We start from the raw sequence: 16,417 nt of genomic DNA on the forward strand, positions 1-16,417 counted from the left end.
TTTGCTAGAGACGCGATTAATCGCGTCTGTAGAGGAGTTAGGAATATTATTCACTCCCTCATCCCCCTCATCTTTGCGTCCCCCTTCTGAGTTAACTAGCGACGACTTGAATATCGATTTGTGCTACTACATCAGAATGCAGCTTGATTTCGGCTTGATAAGTACCAAGGTGGTTAATATCAGGGATGGTAATTCCACGCCGATCCACTTCTTGACTGGTGGCTGCCTTAATTGCATCTGCAACATCTTGGGTGGTGATAGTACCGAAAATTGCTTCGTTTTCACCAACTTGTTTGGCAATTGTCAAGCTGCCAACTTTTTCAAGAGATTCTTTTTGCTCAAGAGCTTGTTGTCTGAGTTCTAACTGCCGTTGACGCTCTTGCTCACGACGGCGTTCTACTTGCTTGAGAATACCAGGAGTGGCATTAGTTGCCAATTTCTGGGGAATCAGATAATTACGAGCGTAGCCAGGAGCTACTTCCACTAAATCGCCAGATTTCCCCAGCTTGCTGATATCTTGATTTAAAACTAACTGTACGCGTTTCGCCATCGTTTTTCCTGTAAAATCTGATTAATTTGGGTAAGGCTTGATAGCTCACAATGTCACTGCTGTATTCCAAGCTTCTTTGCCTACACCCTAAAGCTTACAGATCGTAGCGAAAGGAAGGGGGCGATCGCAACTATTCCCACTAAAAAATTGAAGCAATGGGGAATGGAGCAGGGGAGCATAACTATACTCAATTCCCAATTCCCAATTCCCCATTCCTAATTCCCAATCCCTAAAAGTTATTTTTCATTTCCCGTATCCGCGCGAAGGTTTGCACCCCATCGCTACTGTTAACAGTTAATTGTAATGATGACTGATCCCAACGTAAAAAGGGATTGGTGCGCTTCTCCACTCCCAGAAGCGAGGGGATAGTAGCTTCTCCCCGACTACGATAAGCCTTCACTTCATTAAAGCGCCTTTGTAAGTCAGGATTGTCGCCATCCACAGTTAGGGCAAATTGCAGATTGTTCAAGGTGTATTCGTGGGCACACCAGATGCATGTATTATCAGGTAGAGAACGCAGTTTGCTTAAAGAGTCTACCATTTGGGCCGGTGTTCCTTCAAATAAGCGACCGCAACCGCCAGAAAATAAGGTATCGCCGCAAAATAAATCACCTATCTCACTAGCTTTTTCGGGGGGAAAGTAGTAAGCGATATGAGCGCGGGTATGTCCAGGAACGAAGATAACTTCACCTATGCGGTCTGCAAACTGGACGCGATCGCCTTGTTGCAAAAATACCTGCTGTTCAGGAATTCTACCACGATCCTCCGCTCCTCCATAAACTATCAGTTGGGGGAATTGTTTGATTAATTGCTTATTACCACCTACATGATCGTTATGATGGTGCGTGTTGAAAATTGCTACCAACTCAGCTTTTAATTCGGCCAGTTTCTTTAATACTGGTTGAGCCTCGGCTGGATCGACAACAGCCGCGATATTTTGTTTCTCGTCATGTAATAAGAATATATAGTTGTCTGAGAGTGCTTCCAGACGGATTATCTGCATTACCTGTGCCTCTCTTATAAGTAGAACGACTGAGAAAAACCAAACTATCTTAACAAAATTAAATTAGACTAAAATCCTCTTCCCTCATGCCTCCTGCCTAATCCTGATGATAAATATTCACGCCAATCTACTTAAAATAGATGTTTGGTATTCAGTAACAAGGCTACTTGCACAAACTACATCAAGTATTTATACTTTATTCAGTATAACTGAAATTTAATATTAATTATAATATATAACTATATTATTCTAGTAAATACACTTAAAATAATCAAAATAAATTGCAATTTATCAGTGAATTTTCTCTGGTAATAACCGCAAAGGCAAAGTTATATTAATTTTGTAATTTGCTGTTTGTTAAAGAAATATATATAAATTCATTTATTGGATATATCTATCTTTGTTTATTAAAATTAATTTTATGTGGATAATTTTTAATTTGGAAAGCTTCAGCCAATATTATTAATTTTAATTCTTTTAGGCTTTATGTATGTTAATTATTTCTGCAAAGTCTGGACAATTAGGAAACAGATTATTTTTATTTGCTAATTTTATAGCATTTGCCATTGAAAACAATTTCACAGTTATCAACCCAGCTTTTGAAGAGTATGCTGATTATTTTGTATCAACCTCTCAAGACTTTTTATCTTGCTATCCCCCTCCAGTAGTTTCAATTCCAGGAAACAGATTTCTACACAAAATTTACTATAATTTTAATCGTTTTTTAGCTGAAAGTGGTCGTTTTAATACAATTAATATTAAGCGCGATCAACCTTTTAGCTGGAGTAATCCAATTATTGCCAAACAGTTGCAATCAGGCTCTCTAAACTTTTTTCAAGGATGGATGTTTCGTGATGGATGGTTTGTAGACGATCTCTCAAATCTCCAAAAACATGGAGAAAAAATTCGTGCTTACTTTCAACCTTTAAAGAAGTATCAGCTTAATGTAACAAATCTCATATCACAGATACGTGGCGAGACTGATGTGATCGTTGGAGTCCATATCCGTCATGGGGATTACCAAGAACATCAAAACGGCAAATATTTTTATTTATTTGAAGATTATTTAAAGGTTATGGAATCAGCTAAAGCACTATTTCCTAACAAAAAAGTTACATTTTTAATTTGCTCAAATCAGAAGCAAAAGGAGGATTATTTACAACATTTATCTTATGTTTATGGCAATAATCATATAATTGAGGATATGTATTCTTTAGCGGAATGTGATTACATTATTGGCCCACCTAGTAGTTATAGCATGTGGGCATCATTTTATGGCAAGCGACCTCTCTATATGATTAGGGATGTAAATAAAACCTTAAAAATCGAAGATTTTGTTCAGTTTTATCAATGGCAAGGAGTTTTTTACTCTAACGATGACTGGAGTAAAAGTTTTTGGGAATGGACACATTAAATTAGTTCGACGTACTAGGATTAAAAGTAAGAATTATTTAACTTATTTTATTTATGAAGACAGAAAGCAGAGGTTTTATTACAATCTTAACCGGACTTTACTCTTTTCAAGATTGTATTCATTTTTTAGCGGCAGTTAGAAAATTTCATCAAGAACCGATTGTTATTTTAATTGACCAAGTTCCGGTAGTTCTTTATCCACTACTAAAGGCTTTTAAAAATGTAATTTTAAAGCCAGCACCTGCAAATGAGAATACTGTATTAGCATCAAGGGAAGCGAAACTAGCTCTATACAAAGCATCTGAGTTTGATAAAACAATTTATCTAGATTCAGATATTTGTTTACTTTCAGATATCAATGATGTCTTTGAATATTTAGATGAATATGATTTTTTATTAACTGAAGATGTCCAACCTGCTATTGTTAAAGCCACAAACTTATTGCGTGGTAAACAAGAAGACCTTTTGCCAAATGTTTTGCCAATTCTGCAATCGGTAGGTTTACCATTACAAGCAGATAGCGTGCAATACAATGGCGGTTTTATGGCTTTTCGGAAAACAGAAGTAACCAAGGTGTTCTTTGAAGAATTTAAGCGTTATTTTGAAATTGTCAAAAATAATCAAGATAAATTACTCTTAAAAGATCAAGGTGCTTTTGCTTCTGCGATCGCCTCTGTACGTCCTCATAAGAAAATACTGCCACCCACGTACAATTATCTCAGTAAGTGGCAAGATGCTTATAATATTCAGGATCAAATTAAAGTTCTTCACTGTACCTATCCTTATCGACCTCAATATGCTAAAAATATTAGTCGCTCTTTATATACAAGGGTTTTTGACAGATGCGCTAAAGTATTTTTGCCGAATCAAGTTACAAATCCTTGGCGGACTAAATAACTTATCAATAGGAAAATAGGTGATAATGAAAGAAAAATTAAAGATATCACTGCTAGTCTGGAATTTATCAACTAACGATGGGTTTATCCGTGCATATTTATTAAAAAAAGCCCTCCTAAAGTTAGACTATGAAGTGCAAATAATCGGATTTTTATTTGGTAAGGAGTTATATAAAGCGATTTCTGCTGAAGATCGAGTATATTCTGTCACTGGTTCAACTTATCCAGAATTTTTTAAATCTATTAGTAAAATTCTCAAAATTATTGATGGAGATATTATTTATGCAATCAAACCTCAGCCAGCAAGTTTTGGTGTTGCACTTTTAAAAAAGCTCTATAGCAAAATACCAGTTATTTTAGATATAGATGACTGGGAACTTAGCTGGCATGGTGGCGACAAATGGCATTATCGTCCTACACTCAAACAGTTAGCTAGAGATTTACTTAAAAAAGATGGAGTTTTAAGATACCCTAATCATCCTTTGTATTTAAAATGGATGGAAGGTTTGGTGAGTCAAGCTAATGCAGTAACAGTACATACTAGCTTTTTGCAGCAGCGTTTTGGCGGTCAGTTTGTTCCCAACGGAAAGGATACCTCCTTATTTGATCCTGCTAGATACGATTCTGAAGAAAGCAGAAGTCGTTATGGTTTATCTGAATATCGTATTTTAATGTTTCCTGGTGCGCCAAGACCTTATAAAGGTTTAGAAGATGTTCTCATAGCGCTGGATAAAATTAATCAGCCAGATTTAAGGCTAGTAATTGTAGGTGGCAGTCCTTATGATGATTACGATCGCCAACTTCAACAACAGTGGGGACGCTGGATTATCAAATTACCAAATTATCCAGCTGATGTAATGCCTGATTTGGTAGCAGCGGCTCACATTATAGTTGTCCCCCAACGAGATACCCCAGAAACTCGCGCTCAATTCCCCCTGAAGTTGACAGATGGAATGGCAATGGCTAAACCTGTATTATCAACGCGCGTTGGAGATATTCCCCAAATTTTAGGTGAGACTGGCTATCTAGTTGAGCCTGCTTGTCCTGAACAGATTGCTGAACAAATTCAACTGATTTTTCAGAATTTAGAGTCAGCAAACCAGCAAGGTGTCAAGGCCAGAGAAAGATGTGTGGAACACTATAGCATAGAAGCTATGGCTTCTGTGCTGAAGTCGGTAATTGCTCGGTTGTGAATATTAATAGGAGATAGTGTATTTTAAAAAGGATTTTCATTCCTTCTGTGTGCCAAAGCATCTATAGTATTAGACCTAGAAAAACATCGAAAAACTGATGTTGTAGATGTAGCTACGTATGAAGGGCGTTAATATATGAAATTTATTTAGTTTGATTTATTTTATAATTAGCGATTTTAGCAATTAATTTGTGAATAATATTAAGAAGTAAAAGTGGCATAGAAATACCCAATGTCTACCAAAACGCTACTACTAAGATTCGCTAAACCCTATCCAGGTTTGGTTTTTCTAACAATATTGTTAGGATTTTCTGGAGCTTTATTTAATGGGATTAGCACAGCTTTAATTGTGCCAGTGATTTTAAAAATTGTGGGGCAAGAAGTAAATTTAAGTACCGCACCCCCCATACTCAAAACGCTGATGTCTCCCTTTGATAAAACTCCAGAAAATTACCGTATAGGAGTCATGGCCGGGGCAATTATATTAACAATTTTTTTAAAGAATTTAGCTACTTATGCCAGCGCCTTAGCATCGAGTTCTTTAACCCGAAAGCTGACATCAGATATGCGCGAAGCTGGGTTAAAGCTATTACTAGAAATTGATATAGATTATTATGCCAAGACAAAAGTTGGTGATTTAATCAACTGTCTTGGTGGAGAAATTGGCAGGGCTGCAAGTGCTATAGGTAGTACAGTTAAAATAGTTATCCTGGGAATTACAATTTTAGTTTTTGTTGGTTTGTTGTTGTCAATTTCTTGGCAGTTGACAATTGCTGCTACACTTTTGCTGTCGTTGGTGACGTTAATAAATCAGTATGCTATTTCTCGGTCTAGAAATTTTGGTAAACAGCTGAGTGAGATGTCTAGAGCATATTCAATCTCTGTGCTGGAGACTTTGAATGGAATCAGACTGGTAAAGGCGACGGGAAATGAAGAAAAAGAATATCAACGGATTAAAAAATTAATTCGCGATCGCGAGTTAGCAGATTTCCAATCTCAGGTTAATTCAGAAGCAATCACACCTCTAGGTGAGGTGATGGGTATTACAGCTTTACTACTGATTGTACTTTTGAGCAAAACTTTCTTTGCAGACCAAGTTTCTTCTCTTTCTACGGTACTGCTGACGTATTTATTAGTGTTGCTGCGAGTGTTGCCATTAATTTCTCAGTTAAATACTATTCGCAGCAACTTTGCCAGTACTGCCGCTAGTGTGGATGTGACGAATGAGTTTTTAAGCCTGCACGACAAACCTTTCATGTCCAAGGGTAAACTTCCCTACACAAAATTAGAAAAGGGAGTATCTTTTAATTCTCTTTGCTTTGCCTATCCTGGCCATGAAAAGTTGGTACTCAAAGATGTGAATTTATATTTACCGCGTGGTACAACCTTAGCGTTGGTAGGCGGTTCTGGTGCTGGTAAATCTACTTTAGCAGACCTTTTACCCCGATTCTACGACCCGATCGCTGGCAGTATTACCATTGACGGCACTGATTTGCGGGAGTTCGATCTTGTATCCCTACGGAAGCGGATGGGCATTGTTAGTCAAGATACCTTTCTTTTTAATGACTCAGTGCAGAATAACATCGCCTATGGGCGAGCAGAGGCTACTGAAGATGAAATTATTACAGCGGCCAAGCGGGCAAATGCTTATGAGTTTATTAACAAATTGCCTCAAGGATTTGATACCTTAATTGGCGATCGCGGCGTAATGCTATCTGGTGGGCAAAGGCAAAGATTAGCGATCGCCCGCGCCCTGCTGCAAAATCCCGAAATCCTGATTTTAGATGAAGCCACCAGCGCTTTAGATACCGTTTCCGAACGGTTAGTCCAATCGGCACTCGACGATCTGAGCCGCGATCGCACCACCCTAGTAATTGCTCACCGCCTTTCAACAGTCCAAAAAGCCAATCAAATAGCCGTGTTAGATCAAGGACAGGTGGTAGAAGTGGGAACCCATGAAGAACTTTTAGAAAAGGGTGCTTACTACTCACGCCTGTACTCAATGCAATTTAGCGATCGCCCTAATAAAAACTTGATTCAGACAAAAATTATTAAGGCAATGCGCTTAAACTCAAAGAAATTTGTTGATCGTCCTGAAGCTGCTCCTAAACACAATCAAAGCTTGCTCCGCGTCTCTCATGAAATTCGGACACAGTTGAACTCAATGATTGGGTTACTGCGTTTATTACTTGACGATCTGGTAGACGATTCTCAAGAACGGCACAAATTAATTGAAGACTCTTACAAATCAGCCTGGAGAATTCTCAATACCATTGATATTTTTGAGGATGTGATTAACTTACAAATAAAGGGGCAGATTCTCTCCATCTCTGACCAAAATCAAAATGTAATCAGTAACTATTATCAAAGCTTTAATCATTTATCTGTTGAGTTTAGAAATTCTCTCAATCTCATACTTAGCTCTCTCCGCTATCTAGCAGATAATTTTATAGATGTTCCCCAAGAGCCAAATGAATTAGTTAGTGAAAGTTATGAATCTGCTATATGTCTTATGAATTATTTAGAAAAATTTGAGAATAGTATTAATGTCTAAAAATTATGAAAAATCATACTTTAAAACAATATTATGTTTTTTTTATTAATGAACAATTGCCTCAGCCAGAAGCTCACCTAGTGCAGTCCACAAATGCAGCTAATGCAGCTGCTAACTTGGGATATTCAACAGTTTTAGTATACCCTGACAAAGGAGCGAAAGCTAGCAATCCGGTTAATTTAGTGCGTCCTTTTCAACCGAGAAGAACACCAACAGAACTTATTGAATATTACAACCTCCATGACAAATTAAAAGTTGCTCCATTACCAATGCCTTGGCCTATTGACCATTTTTCGAGTAAGTTTACTGACTCTAATACCATTGCAAGCAAGTATTATTTACCATTTCACATACTTCCAACTACTAAACTTGTTCACAGTCGCAACTGGAATTTTGTCAAAGCTGCTATCAAAAATGGCATTCCAGCAATTTATGAACACCATCACCATGAAGACAAGCCATTTGAGGCAGAAATTGTTAAAAATCCGCTTTTCCAGATTGCTGTCACAGTTGTAGACACCATCCGTGAAAGCATGATTAAAAATGGAATGCCGCCAGAAAAGGTAATTAAGCTCCATAATGGCTTTAATAGTTTATTTATGCAGAGACAACCAGAAAAAGCGGCAGAATGGCGTAAAAAACTATTGCGTGATGAAAGCCAATATTTGGTAGTTTATGCGGGAGCTTTACAGCAATTTAAAGGAATTGATGTACTAATTGATGTGGCTAAGGAAATGCCCAATGTACAATTTGCCTGTGCAGGTGGTAAGCCAGCAGAAGTCGAATACTATGAGCAATTAGTAAAAGAAAAACAGGTTTATAATATTAAATTTTTAGGCTATGTCCTGCATAATGAGTTAGCATCTTTGCTACAAGCAGCCGATGTTTTAGCTCACCCCCATTGTTCGGGAAAAGCCGCAACTTTCACATCTCCCTTAAAGCTATTTGACTACTTTGCCTCTGGGACTCCCATTGTAGCAACAGAAATTCCCTCATTAGTTGAATTTAAAGATACTCATTCCATTACTGCTTGGTGTGAACCAGATAACCCCAGCAAATTTGCTGAAAGTCTGAAGCGGGTTTTAGAAACTCATCCCAGAAAAATAGAGGGTTATTCAGATAGTATTAATTTTGCCAAGCAGTTTTCTTGGGAAAATCGAGCGGCAAAAATTCTTAGTTACGTTGATGAATCTCTACTTCCCCAACTAGTAAAATGACAAATGACTAATAACAAATGACTAATAACAAAACTGTAGGAATGATTAGCAGCTATCGGGGTTTAGAAACTAGAGCCGATTGGCTTTGGCAACAAACCCCGCATCAATTTGGAAGTTGGGGCAATATACAAATGCAGGCATTAGCAGCAAAACCAGATTTTCTGCTCATGTATCAATTTGATTTTCCCAAAGCAGCACCGCAACAATCTTGGTTAGATAGCTTACGTAAACGGCAGAAAAAGCCAGTAGTAAATGTTGATTCTTTACTGCGTGATGTCAACAAAGAACGAATTATTTATTTATTAAGAGAACCGCCTTTAGATGAAATTGTAGAAATAAATAATCATAATTATCAACAAGCTCAGAAGTATTGTGGTTACATTTCTGGCCCTGATGATTTTGCTCCCACTCCTGACTATATGCCTGCTATTTGGTATCATTCCAATTCATTTCAAGATTTAAATGAATTGCCACCGCCCCAGAAGGTTGCCCCATGTAGTTGGATTACTTCAGGAATTAACCGCACAGTCAACCATCGCCAGCGTTTAGATTTTTTACAGTCCCTACAATCTAATGATATTAAGTTTGATTTATATGGGAGAAACTTACCAGAATCGGCGAAAAAGTCGGGAGAATTGAGTAACAAGTGGTATGGCATGGCTCCATACTATTACAATTTGGCTATTGAAAATTATGCTGATAATAATTGGTATGTGAGTGAGAAACTTTGGGATAGTTTACTTGCCTGGTGTTTACCAATTTACTATGGTGGCCCGGCTGCTGATAAATTATTGCCACCAGGTAGTTTTTTGCGGTTGCCTAGTTTAGATGAAAAAGGCATTGCTTACATCCGAGAGGTTACAGCTACCGCTGATGCTTGGTATGCTGCCAAAGATGCGATCGCAGAAGCACGTCAAATCATTTTACATAAATTAAACTTGCTTAACTGGTTATCAAACTTTGTTGCTCAACACTCATAAATTATGAATGGGATTTGTACTCTTGGCAATGACTATGTTTTCGATCAACTAATTGCTTTACTAAACAGTATTGATGTGATATTGGGTAAAGAAATTCCGGTTTGTATCTATCCTTTTGACGATCAAACACAACGGATTGCTGATGAAATTGCTAAACGCCCGAATGTATTTCTTTACGATAATCAAGAATCAATCAATCGCTGGGATAAGTTCATGCTAGAGGCTAGTCCTGCTAGTATGAACAAAAATAAATACAGAATTTATGGCGGTCATCGAAGATTTTGTGCATTTGATGGGCCATTCGATCGGTTTGTTTATTTAGATGCCGATACTCTAGTGATGAATTCACTAGATTTGGTTTTTCAAAAATTAGATGAATCTAACTGTGTGGTCTACGATTTTCAGTTTAAACATCCAGATAAAGTTTATAATACTAATTCAGTTAAATTGCTACAAGTTTTTGATGAAACTCGCATTAAAAAAGAAATATTTTGTTCAGGATTTTACGCTTCTAAAAAAGGTCTATTTGAACAAGATAAATTAGAAAAACTATTATCTTATTTGAGAGCAGGTGAGAAGGAAATACTTTATCCAACAGGAGATCAACCAGTTCTTAACTATATGTTTATGAGGTCTGGTATTCAAGTTTATAACTTTGCACATCACTTACCAAATCATCAAATTACAGGCAACGCTGTTATTTCTGAGCATTTTGAAGAAAAAGATAAAATTCTTTATGACAAAGGCAATCGACTGACTTATCTCCATTACATTGGTATTCCTCCTAACATCAATCAAGCAGTCTGCGCTGGAGAAAATATTGAGTTTCCCTATCGAGATTTATTTCTCTACTATCGTTACCTACACGAACCAGATAAGCGTCCAGTATTTCAAAGCCCTCCTAAGAATTATAATGATGCTCCTGTACCAAACTTACTTACCAGAGCTTTGCGAAAATTGAAGTTAATTAACCAAGGATAATTTATGAGCAGGGGAATTTATATTGTTGCTAATGACCGCGTTATCGATAATGCGATCGCTTTACTAAATAGCATTCGTTACTACGATCCAGAAGTAACTATTTATCTCATACCATTTAATGAAAATTATCACAAGGTAGCAGAGCAGCTTGCTACCTTACACAATGTACAAATTTTCCCAGATTTAGAACTTATTGATAAATTTACCAAACGCATCGGAGAAATTTTTGATCGAGATTTTCTCGCCTTACCCAATAAAATGCGTAAACTGGTGGCGTGGTTTGGGCCTTTAGATGAGTTTATTTATATTGATACAGATATTGTCGTTTTTGAAAAAATCGCTGACAATTTAGACAAACTTTCAGAAGTCGATTTCTTCTGTTGTGATTACCATCATGCTAATGACAAGCTGCGAAATATCTTTTCCCCATTTGTCAAAGAACAGCAAATTTTTTCAGATACCCAACTTCAAGACGTTTTTAATAGCGGTTTTTGGGCTTCGAGAAAAGGAGTTATTACCGAAAAACAAATGGATGAAGCTTTGCAAGAGTGTGCAGCGCATCGAGAATATTTCGATTTTTCTGAAGGAGTTACAGACCAACCAATTTTAAATTATCTTGTTCTTAAACTGATTGCCAAACGTGGAAATCTCGTTAAGATTCCTGGGGGAGGGCCTGGTAGTTGGGCGGGTTCGCAAAATTTCCAACAGCAAGACTACGCCCTATATGACCGAGGACAACGACTAAAATATCTCCACTGGGCTGGTACGCGCATGAAAACTGGTAGTCCCTATTGGCAATTGTGGGAACACTATCGCTATCTCCATGAAGGTAAATTTGCCTTTATTTCTAAACTAACTCGCCGTTTATTTCCCTTTGTTGTTGCCCGCACTTAATATTAGGAGTATCCCAATGATTGATGGTATTTACATCCTCGCCAATGATGTTGTTTATGACCAACTAATTGCGTTGCTGAACAGTATAGAAGCTAATGCTGGTAGGAAAATTCCTATTTGTATACTTCCATATAATCAGCGCTTAGACAAAGTAAAAACAGAGATTGCATCCAGAGATAATATCACTTTATTTGAAGACTCTGATTCCATAGCTTATTGGGATAACTTTGCGACTCAGATATGGAAAAATTATCCTAGAGCGCAAAAAACTTGGCGAGAATGGGGCTTCCCAGAACTATATGAGTTACCCATGCACCGGAAATTTTGTGCTGTGGATGGCCCTTTTGATAGATTTATTTATTTTGATGCAGATACCTTGTTAATGGGGCCTGTAGATTATGTATATGAAAAATTATCTACATCTGATTGGGTAGTCAATGATTTTCAATATAAGTCTGACTTAAAATTTATTTTTGATGGCTCACCAGAGCAAATCAAGCAAGTTTTCCGAGTTGAAAACTTGCAAGCTAAAGTATTTTGTGCAGGTTGGTTTGCTAGTAAGAAAAATATTTTTTCTCCAGCGATAAGAGCCGACTTAATTGGCAAATTAACATCAGGTGAAGCTGATGTTATGGCTTTTTTAGCACCTGACCAATCTTTGTTCAATTACATGGTATTGAGAAGTGGCATTTCATATTATAATTTTGCTTTTCATGACTGCGAACAAGCAACTGGTAATCACTGGAGTTCTCAATTTGATGTGGTAGATAATATCCTCTACGACCAAGGGCGAAGGTTGACATATCTACACTATATGAGTATAAGTTCATCAAATTTTACTCAACTTTGCGCTGGTGAAGATGTTAATATTCCATATCGAGATGCGTTTTTGCATTATAGGTATTTAAAGTCTCCAGAACAAAGACCCAAAAGCTTTAAGCGTCAGAGTCCGCTAATACGCTTACAAAAGACTACTACAAGTTTTTTGAATCAAAAAGTAAACAATATTAAGCTTAACTATCGGAATTTCAAGGATAAAATTACTAAATAATTAAGCAAAATTGGGCTTAAACTTTTTTGCGTTTATAGTTGCTCTTCTGCCTAATTATCGGTAATAAAAATTAAAGTTTTTTAAAGTCATAATTCTTAAGCGCAGTAAATTATATAAATACTTAATAATTTTATTGCTTTTAAGTATAATTCTATCTCCAATGAAGCGTTCGGGGTATTCTAGTTTTGCTTGTTGCTCAAAATATATTGCCATATCCTCCATTTTGGACTCTCCCTTTTTGATTCTGACAAATTCAACTCTATTCTTAAAGAAAGAGATACCCTCCATTGCACTCCACCTAACAGGTAAACCAGCTTTAGCAGCTGCTAAACCTATTGCATTCCCTTCGGAGTCATACAGCCCATTCAACTCACAATAAGAGGCAATAATTTCCCAATGTTTAAGAAATTCTATTTCCTTTCCAGAATCTTTTGTGACTGCAAATAAATATTCGTACACAAAGTTAATATCTTCATTTTCTAGTTCTAGATTTAACTTTGAAGCAGCCTTTTTAGCCACATTAAATTCTTTTAAAAGTTTGGTATCAGAATTACCCGCTAGAACCTTGGCATACTTTTTAGGCATGTTTTCACATCCCCTTGCAGTAATTCCTGGTTTTGAAATCCATTGCGGATATTGGGGAACTGGTTCCAAAATTCGCATATCTGCATCAATAAATATGCATGAATTAAATAGAGATAAACCTTTGGCTATTGCAAATCTTTTATCATGGTAAAACTTAACACTTTGCTGTTTATGCTTAAATGCTAAAACGTTAGACTGTTGGCTAAAGTTGCTCGGACAATCAGTTAGAACTATAAAAGAAGTATTAGGTGAATATTTTTTGATGTCTTTTGCTAATAACAATGCAAGGTCGCGGTAGTTCTTACCACATGCTAAAGTACAAAAACAAAATCCTTTTTTGTCTTGAGTCATAGCTTTTCACACTCTTTCTAATCTGCAAGGACAAAATTCTAAACAAGGTAAAGCATACTTTGATTTATAGTTACTATCCCTTTGGATAGATATATTGTTAATGCAATTTTCAGTATTTATACGTAATTTTAACGCAATTAAATCTTAAATTTATGAAATAACAAGAAAAAATAAGTATTCACCACTAGTTAACGATCTCATTTTTAGTAGATATCATTGCTGGCGGTGAGAATGTACGGTAATTTATATATTGGTGGAAGCGTTCTACTATATAAGATACTTCCAGTTAAAAAACATGCCTTTGTAGGTTAGCACAGCTGTGCTAACCTACAAATTTACAAATAATTTAGGATAATTTATTTTTTGGAAGTGCCTAAGAAAAAGAATCTAAACATCTAAATCTAAAGATTGCATACCTTCGCGTTCTATAAAGGTCATCATACTTCCTAGTTGCAACCAAACTAGCAAACAAGTAAACAGACTAATTGGTAAACCAACTCCTAAAGCTAAGGAGTTGGGAAAGCCAAATATTGCTAAACCGGAAGAGAGAAATAGACAAGTACCGCCGGTTATGCCGATAAATGGCACAAGTAATTGTTTCAGTGAGGAACGTGGCTTAGTATTTTCTCCTCGTTCGCTTGGCCAATTCTGCACAATTACTTTCAAAGTGCCAGATAATGCTAAACCAGATGTTAATGCTGTCAAAAAGCCAACAAGTAAGAGAAAATAAGGTGGTTGCAGAGGAAAATAGTACATTAAAACTCCTGATTTATATTAAAAGTTTTTAGTTTTTAATTGCTGACTGGTTTCCTGTAAAAGGCTCAAGGAATGCAGCTTTTGGGAGAACAGCGGCTGCACTTTCTCTAGATAAATTTGTTAAAATGCCGATCGCTACATTTAATAAACGATCCGGTTTTAAGTCATCTTTAACTAGGTTCCACAGGCGTTGGACATCTTCGGTGTGGAGGCGGTCATCTTCGGTGAGAGCCAGTACCAACTGTCGCCGCAAAAACTTGCCTTCTTCGGACATTAAATATTGGAAACCCATCTGGGCTGTAGGCAATACGTCAAAGTTGTTATCACTTCGAGCGATCGCAATTAGATTCTCTAAACGCTGCCACTGAAATTTACCATCTTTGAATAACACATTCAATAATCGCCGCCGTAATTCGGGCGATTCCCCTGTCAGCAACCGCCGCGCTATATAGGGATAACCCACTTCCACAATTTTAAAATCTGGGTTGAGGCTCAGGGCAATACCTTCTTGAGTCACCAAGGAACGAATAATCAAAGCAAATTTTGCCGGAACTCGGAAAGGATATTCGTACATCAGTTCCGAAAATTCATCGGTAATGGTTTTGAAGTTAAAATCCTTGACATTTTTGCCAATGGCGTTTCCTAGCACTGCTTCTAATGCTGGCACTATCGGACAAATATTCGTGTCTGGAGTCAAAAATCCTAATTTTACAAAGTCTTCGGCTAAGTCGGTATAGTCTTTATTCACTAAATGCACTAGCGCATCCACTAGCGTTTCTTTGCTATTTTCTTCCAACTGATCCATCATACCGAAGTCAATATAAGCCATCCGACCATCGGGTACAGCAAATAAATTACCCGGATGGGGATCAGCATGAAAGAAGCCGTGTTCTAGGAGTTGTTGCAATCCTGAAGTAACGCCAATTTGGATAATCGCTTCGGGATCTAAACCTGCTTCGCGGATACTTTTAGTATCCGTTAGCTTGAAGCCGTTAATCCATTCCAGAGTTAAAACGTGGGTGTTGGTATAACGCCAGTAAATTCCTGGAACTTTAACTTGTGGGTCGTTGCGGAAGTTGGTAGCAAATTTTTCGGCGTTACGCCCTTCATTTATATAGTCAATTTCTTCAAATAGCTTCGTACCAAACTCGTCTACGATTAAACTTAAGTCGTGACCGAGATTGAGTGGCAACCAAGGAGCTATCCAACTCGCCCCCCAGCGCAATAAGTAGAGATCGCGCGTAAGAGTTGGGCGTAAGTTGGGGCGTTGTACCTTCACTGCGACTTCTTCGCCAGTGAGCAGACGACCACGGTATACTTGGCCTAAGCTTGCAGCAGCAACTGGGCTAGGTGAGAGTTCGCTAAAAATTTCATCAATTGGACGGTCTAGCTCGGTTTCGATAATTTTGTAAGCGATCGCATTATCGAAAGGTGGTAACTGATCTTGTAACTTGATCAGTTCTTCTAGAAAATCCTTACGGATTAAGTCTGGTCTGGTGGAGAGGGCTTGACCAACTTTAATAAAAGTCGGGCCGAGGCGGGTGAGCAGTTCTCGCAACTGGATAGCTCGTTTACCTTTGTTCTGCTCAACTTTGTCTTGCCATTCGTCCCACTTGAGACTAAATATAAATCCTGCAAAAGAGGAGATAATTCTCAGCAGTCGCCCCCACGCTAGCCAGGGACGGTAACTATAATAGCGAGCGATCGCATCTGGATTATAGAGTTTTAGTTGAGCAGGTTGATACTGACCCACGCCTTTTTTTGCCTCTTCAACTGAAAAATTTACAATTATTGTTTTTTTCTTCAACCCACAAGTTAGTTGCAGGTAAAGGATAGCGGTAGTCTTCTATCTAAAAGAACTCAAACTCTGCCTTTTCGGGATACTGTTCGAGGTAGTTTTAGCCTATATTACTGCCGAGATTTGTTTATCTTTTTCTTAATTATACTTTATAAAACTACAACTACTTCTCCGTCTTTTCGGTGATTTTATCTTT

General features: G+C 37.4%; 14 protein-coding genes. 9 read left to right on the forward strand and 5 right to left on the reverse strand.

The features are described from left to right. Window positions 1-91 precede the first annotated feature (91 nt). Window positions 92-550 carry a 50S ribosomal protein L9 gene (gene rplI / locus RMZ41_RS08000; RefSeq protein WP_322645315.1) on the reverse strand — a complete coding sequence of 153 codons (459 nt, stop codon included), beginning with the start codon at window positions 548-550 and terminating at the stop codon, window positions 92-94. 229 nt (window positions 551-779) lie between these two features. After that, window positions 780-1,553 (reverse strand): hydroxyacylglutathione hydrolase, encoded by a 774-nt coding sequence (gene gloB / locus RMZ41_RS08005; protein ID WP_322645314.1) that lies wholly within the window; start codon window positions 1,551-1,553, stop codon window positions 780-782. 490 nt (window positions 1,554-2,043) lie between these two features. On the opposite strand from gloB, the gene RMZ41_RS08010 reads away from it, so the two are divergent. The 9 genes from RMZ41_RS08010 to RMZ41_RS08050 all read left to right on the forward strand — a co-directional run bounded on the left by RMZ41_RS08010 (window position 2,044) and on the right by RMZ41_RS08050 (window position 12,731). Beyond that, window positions 2,044-2,967, forward strand: a complete 924-nt coding sequence (locus RMZ41_RS08010; protein ID WP_322645313.1) for an alpha-1,2-fucosyltransferase — start codon at window positions 2,044-2,046, stop codon at window positions 2,965-2,967. A gap of 53 nt (window positions 2,968-3,020) precedes the next feature. After that, on the forward strand, window positions 3,021-3,863 hold the full coding sequence (locus RMZ41_RS08015) for a putative nucleotide-diphospho-sugar transferase (RefSeq protein ID WP_322645312.1): 843 nt from the start codon (window positions 3,021-3,023) through the stop codon (window positions 3,861-3,863). A 25-nt stretch (window positions 3,864-3,888) separates the two neighbouring features. Beyond that, window positions 3,889-5,055 carry a glycosyltransferase family 4 protein gene (locus tag RMZ41_RS08020; RefSeq protein WP_322645311.1) on the forward strand — a complete coding sequence of 389 codons (1,167 nt, stop codon included), beginning with the start codon at window positions 3,889-3,891 and terminating at the stop codon, window positions 5,053-5,055. A 231-nt stretch (window positions 5,056-5,286) separates the two neighbouring features. Beyond that, window positions 5,287-7,608 (forward strand): ABC transporter ATP-binding protein, encoded by a 2,322-nt coding sequence (locus RMZ41_RS08025; RefSeq protein ID WP_322645310.1) that lies wholly within the window; start codon window positions 5,287-5,289, stop codon window positions 7,606-7,608. A gap of 5 nt (window positions 7,609-7,613) precedes the next feature. Beyond that, window positions 7,614-8,825, forward strand: a complete 1,212-nt coding sequence (locus tag RMZ41_RS08030) for a glycosyltransferase (protein WP_322645309.1) — start codon at window positions 7,614-7,616, stop codon at window positions 8,823-8,825. A 17-nt stretch (window positions 8,826-8,842) separates the two neighbouring features. Continuing rightward, window positions 8,843-9,805 (forward strand): glycosyltransferase family 10 domain-containing protein, encoded by a 963-nt coding sequence (locus RMZ41_RS08035; protein WP_322645308.1) that lies wholly within the window; start codon window positions 8,843-8,845, stop codon window positions 9,803-9,805. A 3-nt stretch (window positions 9,806-9,808) separates the two neighbouring features. Next, on the forward strand, window positions 9,809-10,786 hold the full coding sequence (locus RMZ41_RS08040; protein ID WP_322645307.1) for an Npun_R2821/Npun_R2822 family protein: 978 nt from the start codon (window positions 9,809-9,811) through the stop codon (window positions 10,784-10,786). Between the two features lie 3 nt (window positions 10,787-10,789). Next, window positions 10,790-11,680, forward strand: a complete 891-nt coding sequence (locus tag RMZ41_RS08045; protein WP_322645306.1) for an Npun_R2821/Npun_R2822 family protein — start codon at window positions 10,790-10,792, stop codon at window positions 11,678-11,680. Between the two features lie 16 nt (window positions 11,681-11,696). Further along, window positions 11,697-12,731, forward strand: coding sequence for an Npun_R2821/Npun_R2822 family protein (locus RMZ41_RS08050; RefSeq protein WP_322645305.1), 1,035 nt, complete (start codon window positions 11,697-11,699; stop codon window positions 12,729-12,731). A 54-nt stretch (window positions 12,732-12,785) separates the two neighbouring features. On the opposite strand, the gene RMZ41_RS08055 is transcribed toward RMZ41_RS08050, so the two are convergent. From RMZ41_RS08055 to RMZ41_RS08065, 3 genes are all read right to left on the reverse strand, one after another. Beyond that, window positions 12,786-13,667, reverse strand: coding sequence for a hypothetical protein (locus RMZ41_RS08055; protein ID WP_322645304.1), 882 nt, complete (start codon window positions 13,665-13,667; stop codon window positions 12,786-12,788). Window positions 13,668-14,054: 387 nt separating this feature from the next. Continuing rightward, the gene (locus RMZ41_RS08060) at window positions 14,055-14,423 is read right to left on the reverse strand and encodes a hypothetical protein (RefSeq protein WP_322645303.1); all 369 of its coding nucleotides are present in this window, start codon (window positions 14,421-14,423) and stop codon (window positions 14,055-14,057) included. 28 nt (window positions 14,424-14,451) lie between these two features. Beyond that, window positions 14,452-16,176: an AarF/ABC1/UbiB kinase family protein gene (locus RMZ41_RS08065; protein WP_322645302.1), complete on the reverse strand. Its 1,725-nt coding sequence runs from the start codon at window positions 16,174-16,176 to the stop codon at window positions 14,452-14,454. Window positions 16,177-16,417 lie beyond the last annotated feature (241 nt).

This window comes from Nostoc sp. DedVER02, from assembly GCF_034530675.2.
Taxonomy (GTDB): domain Bacteria; phylum Cyanobacteriota; class Cyanobacteriia; order Cyanobacteriales; family Nostocaceae; genus Nostoc.

Coding starts and splice junctions, on each gene's coding strand:
- rplI (WP_322645315.1), bottom strand. CDS start 550: ATGGCGAAACGCGTACAGTTAGTTTTAAATCAAGATATCAGCAAGCTG.
- RMZ41_RS08035 (WP_322645308.1), top strand. CDS start 8,843: ATGACTAATAACAAAACTGTAGGAATGATTAGCAGCTATCGGGGTTTA.
- RMZ41_RS08040 (WP_322645307.1), top strand. CDS start 9,809: ATGAATGGGATTTGTACTCTTGGCAATGACTATGTTTTCGATCAACTA.
- RMZ41_RS08025 (WP_322645310.1), top strand. CDS start 5,287: ATGTCTACCAAAACGCTACTACTAAGATTCGCTAAACCCTATCCAGGT.
- RMZ41_RS08015 (WP_322645312.1), top strand. CDS start 3,021: ATGAAGACAGAAAGCAGAGGTTTTATTACAATCTTAACCGGACTTTAC.
- RMZ41_RS08010 (WP_322645313.1), top strand. CDS start 2,044: ATGTTAATTATTTCTGCAAAGTCTGGACAATTAGGAAACAGATTATTT.
- RMZ41_RS08050 (WP_322645305.1), top strand. CDS start 11,697: ATGATTGATGGTATTTACATCCTCGCCAATGATGTTGTTTATGACCAA.
- RMZ41_RS08030 (WP_322645309.1), top strand. CDS start 7,614: ATGAAAAATCATACTTTAAAACAATATTATGTTTTTTTTATTAATGAA.
- RMZ41_RS08020 (WP_322645311.1), top strand. CDS start 3,889: ATGAAAGAAAAATTAAAGATATCACTGCTAGTCTGGAATTTATCAACT.
- gloB (WP_322645314.1), bottom strand. CDS start 1,553: ATGCAGATAATCCGTCTGGAAGCACTCTCAGACAACTATATATTCTTA.
- RMZ41_RS08055 (WP_322645304.1), bottom strand. CDS start 13,667: ATGACTCAAGACAAAAAAGGATTTTGTTTTTGTACTTTAGCATGTGGT.
- RMZ41_RS08060 (WP_322645303.1), bottom strand. CDS start 14,423: ATGTACTATTTTCCTCTGCAACCACCTTATTTTCTCTTACTTGTTGGC.
- RMZ41_RS08045 (WP_322645306.1), top strand. CDS start 10,790: ATGAGCAGGGGAATTTATATTGTTGCTAATGACCGCGTTATCGATAAT.